Source organism: Phycisphaera sp., from assembly GCA_025916675.1.
GTDB lineage: Bacteria > Planctomycetota > Phycisphaerae > Phycisphaerales > UBA1924 > JAHCJI01.
Genome location: CP098402.1, coordinates 1,542,065 through 1,556,762, shown reverse-complemented (window position 1 = coordinate 1,556,762; position 14,698 = coordinate 1,542,065). Strand labels below are relative to the sequence as shown.

Sequence of the window (14,698 nt, the reverse complement as noted above, 5' to 3'; positions counted from 1 at the left end):
CCGGGCGCACGAGGAACCCCCTTGGGGGTCAGCCGCCCCAGTTGCGCGTGCCCCAGCGCTTGAATTCGTGGATTTCGTGCCCGGGGAGCATCGTGTTGGTGATCTCGAGGCTCTGCATGAGCGGGCTGCGCTCGGGGTGCTCGGGGTCGAAGGCGTACCACGAGGGATCGAGCTCGGCGCCGAACGTGGACTCGTAGTGGATCATGCCGCTCCCATAGATCAGCTGCCGCACCACGCCGGTCTCCACGTCGATCCAGAACTGGGTCGCGTGCTCCGGCGGCACGCCCGCGTCGCGCACGTGGTAGCACGGCCGGCCGCGGATGACCTCGACGCCCACCAGCCGCGGATCGGTCGAGTGGTCGAGGATCGAGGTCCAGTGCTCGGTTGGGTCGAGCGCCTCCCACATGTGGGTCACCGGAGCCGCGCTGGGAAAGTAACCAAGCGGCCGGAGCTCGTCCCCGGCCCTCCGCCACAAAAAAGACTGGCCGTCCGGCCCGCGCCACACCACATGCAGAAACCCGTACCACTTCTGCGGCAGATGGAGGTCGAGTACTTCCTGGTGGATGCGCACGCCGCGCTCGAACGCCGTCAGGAAGACCTCGGGGTAGAGATCCGGCTCGAAGCGCGGCCGGAACGAATAGGGTTTGAGGTCGACGAAGACGCCTACGTCGACGTAGGTGTCGCAGGTCTCGTATCGGAGCTTCGACCACGCCAGGGCGACGGCGCCCTTGTGCGCCTCAGCCGTCAGCGGCACGGGGTCGTCCGTGGAAATGGTAAACAGGCGGGCGGCGAGTTGCTGGCCGGCGGGCGTCGACGCCCGCCCGAGCAGCGTGCGGCTCCGATGGCGAAGCAACCAGCGTTCCCAAGGCCAGAGGTCGCCGGCCGACCACCAGGCGTGGTGCTTGCTCGATGGATTGGTGGAGGACCGGTGCCACACTTCTCCGAGCAGTGGATCGGTGCCCGGAGCGCCGAGTGGCGACCCCGTGGGCTCCTCGACGTACGGCACCATGGCGATGAGGACGGTGTCGGGCACCGCCCGCCACCAGCCGTGGTCGCGGACGATCGGATAAGCGTGGCTCGCGTAGCTGCCCGCAAGCATGATCATCGCGAGCGCCGCGAACCCCCAGCGCCGCCGTGTCTTGCGGAACTTTCGAGGCTTGCGTGTCGCCTTTCCGCACTCGGGGCACGTTGTCGCGCTGTCAACCTCGGGCACGCCCTCGACGACATACCAGCACTTCGGGCATCGCTTGCGGCCACGGGAACGATCCCACAGCATCGCCCACGCCAGGCCGAGGAGGCCGAGCGCGAGCAGGAGCCACGTCAGGGTTGTGAAGATCCAGTCGCCCACGGGGAACGATACCGCGTGGATCGGACCGAGGATGCGAAGACGGGTCCGCGTGCTCACGCACGCGGCTCGGACTGATGCCCGGTGCCCAGTGCCTGATGCCTTCTTCTACCGATCCAGCTCCGCCGCCACCACATTAATGCTGCCCAGGATGCCCACCACGTCGGCCAGCATGTGGCCCTCGGTCATCATGGCCATGATGGCGTAGTTCATGAAGGTCGGCGGGCGGGTGCGGACGCGCCAGGGGCGCGGGCCGCCGTCGCTGACGATGTAGTAGCCAAGCTCGCCGTTGGCGGTCTCCTGCGCGTCGTAGCACTCGGCGACCGGGGGCTTCCAGCCGCGATTGCTCATGATGAGCTCGAAGTGCTGGATGAGGCCCTCGATCGAGCCGTACACCTCGGCCTTGGGTGGCTTGACCATCTTCGAGTCGCTGAAGACGTCGATCGAGCCGCCGGGGATGTTGTCGATGAGCTGGTCGATGATCTTGACGCTTTGCTTGATCTCCTCGATGCGCACGAGGAAGCGGGTGTACACGTCGCCCTGGTCGGCCACGGGCACCTGGAAGCGCACGGCCTCGGCGCCCTGGCCGTCCCAGTTGTCGGCGTAGCAGAGGTAGGGGGCGTCCTTGCGCAGGTCTCGCGCGACGCCCGAGGCCCGGGCCAGCGGGCCGGCGATGGACCACGCGATGGCGTCTTCCTTGGAGAGGATGCCGATGCCGCGCGAGCGGTCCATGAAGATGCGGTTGCGCTCGACGAGTGTCTCGAGGTCCTTCATGGCGACGAGGCAATCCTCGTGACAGAAGGCCTTGACCATCCGCTGGAAGACCTCCTGGTCGGGCAGGTCCTGCATCGCCCCGCCCACGCGGGTCCAGTCGGGGTGGTACCGCTGGCCGGCGACGAAGTCCATGATGTCGTAGATCTTCTCGCGCGGGTTGAAGCTGTAGAGGAAGCCGGTGATGGCACCGAGGTCGAGCGCCGCCGCGCCCACGCACAGCAGGTGGTCCTGGATGCGGCCGAGCTCGGCCAGGATCGTGCGGAGCACCTTGCACCGCGGCGTGATCTCGATGCCGAAGAGCGTCTCGACCGCGCCGTGCCAGGCGATGTCATTGGAGACCGGGCTCAGGTAGTTCATCCGGCTGACGATGGTGACGTACTGGTTGTAGTCCAGGGCCTCGCCGAGCTTCTCGAAGCCGCTGTGCAGGTAGCCGATGTGGGGCGTGCAGCGGGCGACGCGCTCGCCGTCGAGCTCGAGCACCAGCCGCAGCGTGGTGTGGGTGGCCGGGTGCTGGGGCCCGAAGTTCAGCGTCCAGCGGTCGCCGGTGTCGGGGTGGTCGGCCAGGTAGCCGGTGGTTTCCACGTCGAGGCCATAGCCCTCGTCCGGTCGCATGGTGTACGGCATTTCGGCTCCGCGATCACAGGTGCTGGGGGCCAGTCCGTGGGCCCTCGGGCGCGATGATAGACCCGGCTGGTGGGGCTTTGGCGGGGCGTCGCCCTACGATGGGACTCCCCGTGCCCATCCTGCCCGTTTCCCTGCTAAGTGAGCCCCCGCCGCATGCGAATCTGCCTGGTCAGCAAAGAGGTTTTGCCCTTCTGGGGCGCGGGCATCGGCGTCTATGTCTCGCTCATGGCCCGGGCCTGGGCCGCCGCGGGGCACGAGGTCCATGTGCTGAGCGAGCCGCACCCGGGGTTGCTCGACGACGGCCCGAAGACCCACAAGGGCGTCCGCTTCCACGCGGTGGACGTCCACGCCGGCCAGTGCCTGCTGGATGGCTTCCGATGCCAGTTCGAGCAGCACTCGATGGCCGTCCACGAGAAGCTCAGCGAACTGCACGCCAAGCACCCCTTCGACTACATCGAGTTCCCCGACTTCGGCGGCGAGGGCTGGCTTGCCCTCAAGGCCCGGCGGACGCTGGGTGCCTACGCCGGCGCGGTCATGGCCGTCCGCCTGCACACGCCGCTGGCCGATTGCATCGAGCTGAACGCCGACGCCATGCTCGATCGCGAGACCGCATTGATCCTGGCGATCGAGACCCAGGCCATCCGCGACGCCGACGCGCTGATCTCCCCGTGTACGAGTCTGCTCGAGCGCGTCCGCGATCGCTACGGGCCCGACGTCGCCAAGGATCGCAAGCCGGGTTTCGTCGTGCCCTACGCGTTCGACATGGCGACCATCGACGAGCTTGGCAAGGGCCAGGCCGAGAAGTATGAGCGTCCGACGGTGCTGTTTTATGGTCGCAGCGAGCGGCGCAAGGGCGTCCATCTGCTGGTGCCCGCCGCCCAGCAACTCATGGACGAGGGGCTGGACTTTGACGTCCGCTTCATCGGCGGCGACACGATGACCGGCCCGGCCTGCGGCTCGGTGCGTCGGCATCTGGAGAAGCTCGCGTCGCGTGCCCACGCCGACCACTTCCGCTTCGACGCCCCGCGCCCGCGCGTCGAGCTCGGCCCGGCCATCCGCGGCGCGGCGGTGTGCTGCTTCCCGTCGCTGTGGGAGAATTATCCCAACGTGTGCCTCGAGGCCCTCGCGCTCGGCAAGCTCGTCGTGGGTTCGAACGCCGGCGGCATGAGCGAGCAGATCGAGGACGGCGTGAGCGGGCTGCTGTTCGAGAGTGGCGATATCGAGAGCCTCAAGGACACGCTCCGGCGAGCACTCACTGACGACGCCCTGCGTGAGCAGGTCAAGACGGTGGGGCCCCAGCGCGTCGCGAGCATGTGCGAGCCCGCCCGCATCGTGCGCGAGACGAGCGCCGCGATCGACGCCGCTCGCGGGCGCATGGTGAAGACTACCGAGTTCTCCACCAGCCGCGTCACCAGCAACGGCTCGCCCAATGGCAAAGCGGTCCCCGACGCCTCGATCATCATCCCCTTCTACAATATGGCTATGTGGCTGCCGCAGACCCTGGAGAGCGCCAAGGCCCAGACGCACGCGAACACCGAGATTGTCGTTGTGGATGATGGCTCGACCGACCCCGCCAGCATCGCGATGATCGACCAGTTGGATCGCGACGGGTCGGTCCGCGTCGTGCGCAAACGCAACGGTGGGCTGGGCGATGCCCGCAACTTCGGCATTGCCGAAGCGCGCGCGAAGTGGGTGGTCCCGCTGGACGCCGACGATCTTCTCGACCCGACCTTCGTCGCCAAGGCGTTGCATGCGGCGAACCAACCCAGCCATTCCAGCCGCCCGCTGGCGATGGTGACCTCGATCGTCGCGGCGTTCCCCGAGACGCCCGAGGACGCCCCGTGGATCTGGCTGCCGCTCGGCCTCGAGCGCGACATGCTGCCCGCGGCCAACGTGTGCTCGTGCTGCGTGGCCCTCATCAACAAGGCCGTACTCGACGCCGTGGGCGGCTACGACACCTGGCTGACCAGCTACGAGGACTGGGATTTTTATTGTGCGCTCGCGTCACGCGGCTACCGGTGCGAGACGATGCCCGAGCGGCTCATCTATTACCGCCAGCGCGAGGACTCGATGCGGCACGAGATCGGCGAGCCCAACCTTGCCCGCTTCCGCGCCCTCATCACGCACCGCCACCCGAATCTCGCCGAGCACCCCGACATCGCCCTGCGCATCCTCGCCGGCGAGCTGCGCCAGCACGAGTCGGTCTACCTGCGCAACCCCCGGTACCAGGCCATCGACCGCATCAACCGCGCCTTCAAGCGCACACCGCTGCATGCACCGCTGAAGAGCCTGGTGCTGCGGACGCTGGGCGTGGGGGCGATGGATTAGGGCCTCCCTGTCGTGCGGGATTAGGCGGTACCGGTCGTAGAGCGTTACCAACTCTGCGCCAGGCGCGCCAACAACCGCGCACTAAACCCCGTCGGCCCCTTGATGTACGGCCCCTCATCCCCCTCGACCGCGTGCGTGCCGGCGATGTCGAGGTGGCACCAGGGGACCTTCTCGTCGACGAAGTAGCTCAGGAACGCGGCGCCCTGGATGGGGTGGGCCTTGCGATTCGGGTTGCTGTTGATGATGTCGGCGATGGGGCTCTTCATCATGTCGCGGTACTCGTCGTGCAGCGGCAGACGCCACACGCGTTCCCCGCTGGCGTCGCTGGCGCTCTGCACCTTGTCGCGGAGCTTGTCATCGTCGCACCACATCCCCGAGAACGTGCTGCCCAGCGCCACCACAACACCACCGGTCAGCGTGGCCACGTCGATGATGGCGGCGGGCTTCTCCTTGTCGCACGCGTAGCACAGGCCGTCGGCCAGGACGAGGCGGCCCTCGGCGTCGGTGTTCGTGACCTCGACGGTGACGCCGTTGCGGAAGGTCAGCACGTCGTCGGGGCGGTAGGCTTCGTCGCTGATCGAGTTCTCCGCCGAGCAGAGCAGCGCGACGACGGGGACCTTGGGCTTGATGGTCTTGGCGATGGCGAGCATGGCGCCCATGACGCCGCAGCCGCCGTCCTTGTCGCGCTTCATGCCGACCATGCCGCCGCCGACCTTGATGGAGAGGCCGCCCGAGTCGTAGGTCATGGTCTTGCCAACCAGCACGATGGGCTTGGCCGACTTGGCGGCATTGGCGGGGCGGTACTCGATGCGGATCAGGTGCGGCTCGTTCTCGCTGGCCTTGCCGACGTTGATGAGGCCTTCCATCTTCTCACGCTTGAGACCTTCGCCCTTCACGACGCTGACCTTGAGCCCGTGCTTGGTCAGCTTCTTAGCCTCGGCTGCCATCCAGGCTGGCGTGGCAACGTTGGGCGGCGTCTGGCTGAGCGTGCGCGCGAAGTTCGCGCCCTCGGCCAGGCCCAGGCCGAGCTGGAGCGCCTTGGTGCGGGCGGCCTTGGACTCGATGACGGCCAGCTTGGGCTTGGCGCTCGACGGGCTGGCCGAGCCGCGGAAGTGTTCGCAGCGCCAGCTCAAGAGCCCGAGGCTCTCGCCCACCGCGGCGAAGGCGTCGCCATCATCCAGCTTGGCGGCGCCGATGGCGTCGTCGAGCTCGAATTGCACGGTGGTCACCTTGGCGCCCGAGAGCTGCCGGCCCGCGGCGGCGATCGCGTTGCGGAGCTTGTCGGCGGTCAGTGTCTTGGCATCGCCAAGTCCCAGCAGGAGCACACGCTCGGCGGGCTTGCCCTTCGCGGGGTACGCGGCGGCGATGGAGCCCAGGTCGCCCGTGGCCTCGCCCCGCTTTGCGGCGGCGGCCATGGAGCCGTCGGCGTCGAGCTTCTTGGCGGCGGCACCCAGGCCCTTGCCCTTGAAGACGCCCACGACGATGGCCTGGGGCTGGCCGGTTTTCTTCAGACTGATCGCATCGAACATGGGGAGGCTCCTGTCTGGGTCAGACCGCCTGGAAAGGCAGGAATGGCTTGGAAAGTGGGGCGTCAGTGTAGGAGTGGGAGCACCAAAAAGCGGGCGTGCGACCCGCAAAGGGACGCACGCCCGCACCCGAGAAAGGAAGTCTGTCAGGACTTCGCCCCGCTCACGCGAGCGGCGGGGCAGTACGAATCCGAATCACAGACGAAGCGGAGAGGGAATCACGGGCAGCCGGCGTCGAACTCGTTCTGGAACGCCAGGAAGTCGAAGATGGTCAGCACGCCGTCACCGTCGAAGTCGGCTGTCGCGATGTCGCCGGCGTCGAACGCGTTCTGGAACGCCAGGAAGTCGAAGATGGTCAGCGCGCCGTCGCCGTCGATGTCGGCCCGGCAGCCGGCATCGACCTCGACCAGCAGCACGTCGTCGATGTACGACGGGTTGGCGTTGGGCGTGTACAGGTCGAGTACGTCGATCTGCGTGAGGCCGCCACCGGAGACGTTCTCGCTCCAGATCAGGTCCTCGGCCAAGATCACGTCGTTGTAGTAGATATCGAACGAGTCCGCGTCCAGGTCGATCTCGGCACGGACCTCAACCCACTCATCCACGATCAGATCGGTGGTGGCACCGTCAAACTCGCTCTCGACCAGTCGATCGATCGTGCCCAGGCGCAACTGCATCGACCAGTTGCTATTGCCCGGATCGGCGTCGTTGTAGGTGTTCAGCAGCAGCACGTAGAAGTCGCCGATGGCCGACGACGACATGTACGTCTGGCATGTGAACGTCCACTGGCCGCTCTGGGCAATCGGAACCCCCGCGCCATCACGCATGCGATAGATCATGTCGACTTCGAAGTCGTTGGCCTTGAACGACTGGCTGCCAGAGGCGGCCTGATCGTTGGAGACGGTGGCGTCGGCGCCACCCGGCCACAGATCCCAGCCACCTTGGCCGGTCAGGATGCTGTCGAGCGCGTAGCTCTCGAAGTCGTCATCGATGAGCGTGGTCTGGGCGAGAGCAGGAGCGGCAACACCGCACGCCAGAGCAATTGATAAAACAGTCCGCATAGCGAACCTCCCCTTCAACTTGTATCCGTGGAGGGCCTTCCAGCACCCGCAGCAATCACACCCGCTAGCAAGTGGCCGTGCGCGGGCAGCACACGGCCGGACGGAGGGTGAACGGGTACGCACCCGACCACACCATAAACATCAGGGTGCTGCGGCGTTCGGTAACCGTACCGACATCTGGATACTCCCCACGGCGGGACCGAAAACGTCCCTTAACCAACAATAGTTTCCACATTCCTGCTCAATAATCAATACGTGATCTCCCGAACTATCGAAAATTTGTCAGCCCGTGTGGATTCGGCGACTCCGGCTACACTGCTGCGAGCCGGATCGAGACCTCCCGGCATACGGGGAATCCGCCGCGGGTGATGGACGACGAGCCCCAACTCATCGAGCGTGCGAAGGCTGGCGATGGGGCCGCCGCGGGCGAGATCGTCGAGCGGTACCAGCGACGGATCTACACCTTGTGCCTGCGCATCCTCGGCAACGCCGATGACGCCGAAGAACTGACCCAGGAGACCCTGGTCAAGGCCCTGACGGGCTTGGAGCGCTTCGACGGCCGCGCCAACCTGGGCACCTGGCTGCACCGTATTGCGACGAACGCCTGTTACACCCGTATTCGTTCGGATCGTGTCCGGTCGAAGGGGCGTGTTCCGTGGCCCGAAGGTGGGGAACCTGAGGCCCGCTCGCGCGTCCAACGGAGCGATGAGGTCCTGGATGCGGGGCAGCGCCAACGCCACGTGGCGATGGCGCTCGACCAGATCCAGCCCGAGCATCGCGTTGTGCTGGTGCTGCGGGACGTCCAGGGCTTGGAGTACGAGCAAGTGGCCGAGGTGCTGGGCGTACCCATGGGAACGATCAAGAGCCGGCTCTTCCGGGCCCGGCTGGCACTGCGTCAGGCGATCGAGCGGCTCGAATCCGGCGTCACTCAAGGCAAGGGCGGCAACCAACAATGAGCAACCGCCCGTTCAACCTTGATCTACCACACGGCCTTTCCGAGGCCGACGTGTTGGAGTGGATCGAGTCGGACACCAAGGCGCGCTCTTCGGCGACTCCTGGCTCGCCATTGCATCGGGTGACCCAGGCCGTTGCCGCAGACGGTCACTTCGGTTCGATCCTCGAAGCCATGCGGATCGATCGCGCCGCCCTTGGCTCGCTCGAGGCTCCCGCGCCGCCGGAATGGGTTGCCCAGGCCGTACTTGAGGAGCACGAGCGTCAGGCTTTGCTTGCACTCTCGGATATGGCGACGATCGGGCCTCGCGCCACCAACCGTGGTTGCGACGATGAGGGCTTTTCCATCTCGGCGATGCCCGGCTGGTTCAAGCCGGCGATGGCCGTCGCGGCGGTGCTCGCGCTCGCTTTCGGCGCGTGGCAGCTCGTCCCCGTACTACTGCCTCATCCCGCTCCACAGCCTGGGCCAGAACTTGTTGTGAGTGACCCCGATGCCGGTGATCCAGTGCTGGTCACCTCCGAGGATGTCGGTCAAGAGAGCAGCATCCTCGCCGAAGCGCCACCGGCGGCGACGCTCCTTGCTCCGCGAGTGATCGAGCCAACGGCCACCGAGATCCTGACCGCTCGATTGGACATTCCCGTTGAGCGGGCCCTCGAACTCGCCCTGGCTGGCCGCCTCATGGTGGTTGTCGCCGTCGATGAAGCCGACACCGCTCGTGAAGCTGCTGTGGACATCGCTGCGCAAGCGGTCGCGCCCACCTGGGGACTCGAGGAGGCCAAAGCCGAGTTGGTAGCCGCGATGGCGACACCCGACCACTCCCGCCTGATTGGCTTGGACGGGATCGGCGAAGGGCCCGCCACCGCGAACGGTCATGGACCGCTCGGCCATCTCGAGTACATCATGGCCACCGCCCCGACTGTGTTCCTGGCACGGGCCTCGGCCTCCCCCGAGGCCTTGCTGGGCATGCTCGATGGTCTGGCGCGTTTGGGCACCGGGGTTCGCCTGGTGCCCCTCAGTGAGCATCTGCCCGGAACGGGCGAGATACCCGCGCCGGCCATCGAGAGTTCCTTGCTGTGGTGGGAAGGCGATCCCGCCGCATGGCAACCGTGGGCCGCGATCCCCGTGCGGTTCGTCGAATCGCGATAAGCCATCAATCCAGATACGCCGACGCATCCCGCGGCCAGCGGTTGCGTTTCATCATGGCGCGCATCTGCGGATCGGCAAGGTACATCCGTACGGCCTGTTCGGGGAGTGAACGCGAGCGCTCGCTCGGCGCTGCCGACGGCGCGCGGTCTTCGAGCTCTTTCGAAGAGCCGTGATAGTGCCCGGTAGTGTATTGCACGGCTGCCTTGACGCGGGCCGGATCTTTTGGCAATCCCCACGCCTTGAAGAGCTGCCGGAAAAACTTGTCGGGCTTGCTCCGGAACATCTCGAACGTGAGCGGCACGTGTGAAGCCGCCCAATTTGCTGCGAAGTTCTTGTAATGGTCGAGTTCGAAGTTGGGCCGGAGCGCATCGGTCCAGCCGCGCGCGTACAGGCTGTTGAGCCTGGTCAGGGGGTTACGCGCCAGCCACACCGCCTGATGATCCGGGAATGCTCGCCAGAATTGTTCGGGCGGCGGACGCAGGTGGGGGTGCTTGACCACGAGCGTATCGCTGCCATCGGCGATCTCGCGGAGCACTTCCTTGGCGAGGTCGATCGTCGCGGGGTCTTCCAGCATGCACTGGCCCGCGAGGTGGGCCTTCACCAGTTCGGCCTGGCTTGGCGGATAGTTGTAGGGTTCGGCCGTGCGATCCCACGGGCCCAGCGGTTCGTCGGCAACCGGGCAGCCCAGCGCGTGCGCCGCCGCGTACGCCGTCACCGACGAGCCGCTGCGAGGGAGCGAGAAGATCCAGAGCACGCGCATGGGACACTGTTGTAGGCCCGAGCCCCATCACACGGCGATTCACGCGTGTATGGGGCGCCGCTGACGCCCGAGGATCTCGTTGGCAACAGCCAGATCGACGTCGTTGTCGATGTCAACGACGTCACCCGGCTCGGTCGTCACGCCACGATGGTCGCGGCCGAGAAACGCGTGTGGGTTTTGGGGCTCTGCGTTCGCCGCATCCAGGCACGACCGCCGGACAACGATCACCCCGCCATCGGGCACGAAGGCGGGCTCAAGATCCTGCCTGCGATACACCCCGCCAAACAGCCGATCGCCCTGCCAGGGGCGGACCCGGCCCTGGCTATCGACGCGGGCCGTCCACATCGGGTGGTACTTGCCGACGGCCGCATAACTCTGCACGCTGTCGCAACCGCTCTCGCGAAACACGGCCAGCGCTCGGTCGATCAAGCCCGGCGGCCGGACCGGAACATTGGCATACAGCATCACGATCGCGGCATCATCGGGCACGATCGCGTGCTCGTCGGCTTGATCGAGCGCCGCCCGTGCGGCGGCGTCCACGGTGGCCGTGTCGCTCGCAAGTTCGCCGGGCCTGGGCCAGTGCTCGAACCCCGATTGCGTCGCCAGAGTTGCAATCTCTCGATCATCGGTCGACACGCCGGCCCGGCCGATGCCAGCCGAAGCTCGCACGTGCTCGAACGTCCACTCGACGCACGGCTTCCCCGAAACTGGCGCACGGTTCTTCCCGGGCAGGCCCTTGCTGCCAGCGCGAGCCAGGATCAGGGCGATCGCTTGTGGATGGGGAGTCATGCCGGGCTGCCCGCGTGCGAGACCGATGCGGCCTCGGTCTGCCTGTCCTCACGGTCGAGCCTCTCCCTCGCGGTTTGCGGAAGTGGGAGGGGCACGAGCCTCTGCGAATCATCGGGCGTGTCTGGCTCGATCAGCGCGGCCCCGAAACCCATCAGCGCCGTATTGTACTTCTCAAGCAGTGTTGGCAGCATCGCCTCGGTACGCCGGAGCCGGGGCACGATCCACGGCGTGCTCAGCCCCCTGCCGGGCGCGTCGGGGAAGGCCTCGAGCGGCGGGAGAAAGTCCGGATCGATGACGTCGATGCTGATGATGTCCACCGTGCTCGCCAGGAGTCGGTCGATCTCGTCCTGCCCCCAGCCCAACGGTGTATGTGCATGCACTGAGGCGGTCCCGAGTTCGTGCAATGCGCGGGCCAGGTGGTTGGCGAAGGGAGTAAAGCCACACCGCTCGCAATCCAGCGTGATGGCGGCGTCGCCCGCGCCGCGCGCGAACGCGAGCACGCGTTGGCACAGGTCATCATCGGATTCTTCGCCCAGGATCACACGCAAGTGTGTTGGGCGCTGGGGTGCGGTCGCGTACAACTCGCCCAGGGTGCTTGTCACGAGAGTGCTATTTGCAGCCTCATGCATCGCCGGCAACAGTACCACGCGCCGATCATCACTGTCGGGAATCACGCGTCGACCCAGGTCCCTGAGCTGGGGATCGACCGTGACGCAGATCTCGCGCGCGATCGGGTCGGTCCGGGGCATGTGCGGCGTGTACGCCAGCAGACCACCGATGCTCGCGATGGGACCGGCTTCGAGGTTGTTGGCGAGTTCCGCAACCGCCGGTTTCGCGAGCGCGCACGCCGCCAGGCCGGCCGGAGCGTGCGCGAAGGCGACGTGCCGGGCTTTGGCGTCAATCAGCAACCGCTCGGCGACGCGATCAGTCAGCCCCGCATCCAGCAAAGCCCAGTCCGCCCCGAGGATGAGGACACCGGGGGCGTCGAGGCCATCGAGAATCGCGAGCGTCGCGGCCGGATCGAACGCCTCGTCGTGTGCGGTGAGCGACGCCAGACCGCCTCGGAAGCTCGAGGGGCAGAACGCCCGGGCCGATCCGATTGCCCGGCGGCGGTCCGAGAGCCCATCGGTTGCTGAGTGAATAGAAACACGCAAGCCCGATGGAGCCTTTGCGGCGACCCGCTGCGCCGCCTCGATGTCCGTAGCGATCAGGATGGCCTCGGACACGCGCTCGCAGGAAGCCAGCGTGCGCAGCGTGATGTCGGCTATGCAAAAGCCATCGGCGATCGGTGCGAGCAAGTCCCGACGTTGGTTGAGCCCTCCAACCTCTGGATCAAACCAGACGATCGCGGGTAGCCTCTTCGATGCATCGGGGGCGGCGACTTCGACCACTGCTGGTGACTGCTCTTCGGCCGTGTCCTTGAGCAACCCGGCCATGCGATCTGCTGCATCGGCGAGCCAGCTCAGGTTCTCGGCGTCGCGTTCGATGCGCTGGGCCTGGACCTCCCGGTCGGTGGCTTCTTCGGCAGAGATCGCGATGGCTCGGTCACGCTTGGCCCGGCGGAGGCCTCCCGTCTGGTTGAGGAACTGGGTCAGCCAGAACGCGGGCTGGATCGCCTCGGCCCGGTCACGCACGTCGTGGATCTTTCGCACGGTCTCGTTCATCACCCCGGCATCGCCAAAGGCATCGAGCCCGCGAACGAGGGCTTCGGCCTTGCGTGTGAGGTCGGCGAGATCGCATGTCTGATCGGCGGTGCTCAGGAGCGTCTCGCGGACGGTGTTGTTCCCGGTCGATGGGTTCGGCGTGTCGGGCAGGGTGAACGCCTTGCCGTAGTTTTGTAGTGCCTCGGCCAGCGGCATCACGACGGTGTGCGCCTTGGCCGCACCACGGCCGGCATCGATCACCGAGAGTCCACGCCGCTCGTCCTCGGCGAACTCACGCTCGAATTGCAACAGGTAATTGTGCAACTGCTCGTCGGTGGCCACGGGCTGGCCGTTCTGGTCGGGTATCTGCCGGAGCATCCGCCGTGCACGCCCGATGCGTTCGGTCTCCATCATCTCAAGCGTGCGGAACGCTCCAAGCTCGGCGGCCCACACGTTGTGGATCGCTGCGCCGGGGCCGTAATAGAGGCCATCGGTGTAGGCCAGATCCTGCCCGACCATGATGGCCGGATCGCACCCGAGGTGCCGCGCCAGGAAGTACGAGAGGTGGGCCACCGTCGCCCCGCTGCGCACGAAGGCGTGCGATGCATCTCCGAGCACGCGGTCGAGTACCTCGTCGCCGGTCAAGCGCAGCGCACCGGGCCAGGCCTTCAGGATCGCCGGGTTCGCCTTGGGCTCGGCTACCAGCGTGACGCCTTCGACCATCTCGGCGGTCAGCCCCTCGTAAAACCGCTTGCTGATGTCGTGGTAGTCCAGAGCCGTCACGAAGTGCGGGCGGATGCCTCGTTCGAGCAGGGGCTTGAGAACCGTCTGCGCCGCGATGATGCACGCCCGATCGCGCACGCCCGGCTGGGCCAGCACGTCCATGCTCTCGGCCAGGCTCGGGCCCGCGCTCACCACGACCGCCGGCACGCCCTCGAGCACGCCGGCCAGGTCGTTCACACCCGGATGGGTGGCGTAGGCCCGCGCATTGGCGAGCGTGTTCTCGAGGGTCTTCTCGGTCTGCACCAGCGTCGTCACGATCGACGTCTTGGCGGCCGAGATCACCTCAACCAGCTTCTTGCTGAACGTCTCGGCGGCGGGTCCGAGCCGTCCCGTACTGGGCGGGTGGGCGATGAACCGCACGCCCAGCGCGAGCACGCCCTCCAGGCCGCGAAGCCTCGCCGTGATCGCGTCGCTGCTCTCGGCCTCGTGCAGCACGATCACGCGGCCGGTGTCGAAGCATGCCGTGCAATCCACACGCTCCAGCACCGATCGCAGCAACTCGACGTCGGGCTCGAAGCAGAGCACCAGCCCCGCCCCGCCCACGCGGTGCGCCATCGCGTCGACGTGGTAGCCGATCCCGAACCCGAGGACGGCGAAGACGGCCGCTTCCGATGGGTCCGCCTGCTCGGCCAGCCGATCCGCCTCACGCAGCGGGTGCCGGGCCGATCCGAGCGACCGCTCCTTGCCGTCCACGATGATCCTGCAGGCCGGCACGCCGTCCTCGGTCATCGCGAATGCGGCGTCGGCCCTCGGCTGTGCCGCTGCGATGGCGTTGGCCACCAGCGGCGAGGCCTTGGCCAGCGAGCGGAGGTTGCGGTCCAGCAATTTTGGGTCGGCGGGCAGGGACATCGGCATCGCTCCGGGGCTCGTCGTACCGCTCTGCATCGGCACTTCCAGGGAATACGCTGGAGCGGTCCAGAGGCGATCCAGACCACCAACGACCCGGCCCGCATACTCAGGGAGGTCCACC

The 14,698-nt window shown here is 66.9% G+C and carries 10 protein-coding genes; 3 read left to right on the top strand and 7 right to left on the bottom strand.

The window, feature by feature from the left end:
* Window positions 1-28: 28 nt before the first annotated feature.
* Both NCW75_06730 and NCW75_06725 read right to left on the bottom strand, forming a co-directional pair.
* A complete protein-coding gene (locus NCW75_06730) occupies window positions 29-1,405 on the bottom strand; it encodes a hypothetical protein (protein UYV13979.1) in 1,377 nt (458 codons plus the stop codon).
* A gap of 48 nt (window positions 1,406-1,453) precedes the next feature.
* Window positions 1,454-2,743, bottom strand: coding sequence for an NADH-quinone oxidoreductase subunit D (locus NCW75_06725; GenBank protein ID UYV13978.1), 1,290 nt, complete (start codon window positions 2,741-2,743; stop codon window positions 1,454-1,456).
* Between the two features lie 153 nt (window positions 2,744-2,896).
* Here NCW75_06725 and NCW75_06720 point away from each other — a divergent pair, with 153 nt between their 5' ends.
* Complete coding sequence (locus NCW75_06720) at window positions 2,897-5,071, top strand: glycosyltransferase (GenBank protein ID UYV13977.1); 2,175 nt, start codon at window positions 2,897-2,899, stop codon at window positions 5,069-5,071.
* A 44-nt stretch (window positions 5,072-5,115) separates the two neighbouring features.
* On the opposite strand, the gene NCW75_06715 is transcribed toward NCW75_06720, so the two are convergent.
* Complete coding sequence (locus NCW75_06715; protein ID UYV13976.1) at window positions 5,116-6,600, bottom strand: leucyl aminopeptidase family protein; 1,485 nt, start codon at window positions 6,598-6,600, stop codon at window positions 5,116-5,118.
* A 215-nt stretch (window positions 6,601-6,815) separates the two neighbouring features.
* Window positions 6,816-7,655 carry a hypothetical protein gene (locus NCW75_06710; protein ID UYV13975.1) on the bottom strand — a complete coding sequence of 280 codons (840 nt, stop codon included), beginning with the start codon at window positions 7,653-7,655 and terminating at the stop codon, window positions 6,816-6,818.
* A 368-nt stretch (window positions 7,656-8,023) separates the two neighbouring features.
* Here NCW75_06710 and NCW75_06705 point away from each other — a divergent pair, with 368 nt between their 5' ends.
* Together NCW75_06705 and NCW75_06700 are read left to right on the top strand one after the other, a co-directional pair.
* Window positions 8,024-8,611 (top strand): sigma-70 family RNA polymerase sigma factor, encoded by a 588-nt coding sequence (locus NCW75_06705; GenBank protein UYV13974.1) that lies wholly within the window; start codon window positions 8,024-8,026, stop codon window positions 8,609-8,611.
* The gene (locus NCW75_06700) at window positions 8,608-9,753 is read left to right on the top strand and encodes a hypothetical protein (protein UYV13973.1); all 1,146 of its coding nucleotides are present in this window, start codon (window positions 8,608-8,610) and stop codon (window positions 9,751-9,753) included. The genes NCW75_06705 and NCW75_06700 overlap by 4 nt, the downstream gene beginning before the upstream one ends.
* A 4-nt stretch (window positions 9,754-9,757) precedes the next feature.
* Here NCW75_06700 and NCW75_06695 read toward each other — a convergent pair whose 3' ends face one another.
* From NCW75_06695 to NCW75_06685, 3 genes are read right to left on the bottom strand one after another with little or no spacing between them, the layout of a single operon-like run.
* Window positions 9,758-10,513 carry a hypothetical protein gene (locus NCW75_06695; protein UYV13972.1) on the bottom strand — a complete coding sequence of 252 codons (756 nt, stop codon included), beginning with the start codon at window positions 10,511-10,513 and terminating at the stop codon, window positions 9,758-9,760.
* Between the two features lie 39 nt (window positions 10,514-10,552).
* A complete protein-coding gene (locus tag NCW75_06690) occupies window positions 10,553-11,302 on the bottom strand; it encodes an NTP transferase domain-containing protein (GenBank protein ID UYV13971.1) in 750 nt (249 codons plus the stop codon).
* Window positions 11,299-14,577 (bottom strand): DUF115 domain-containing protein, encoded by a 3,279-nt coding sequence (locus tag NCW75_06685; GenBank protein UYV13970.1) that lies wholly within the window; start codon window positions 14,575-14,577, stop codon window positions 11,299-11,301. Before NCW75_06685 ends, NCW75_06690 begins: the two co-directional genes overlap by 4 nt.
* Window positions 14,578-14,698 lie beyond the last annotated feature (121 nt).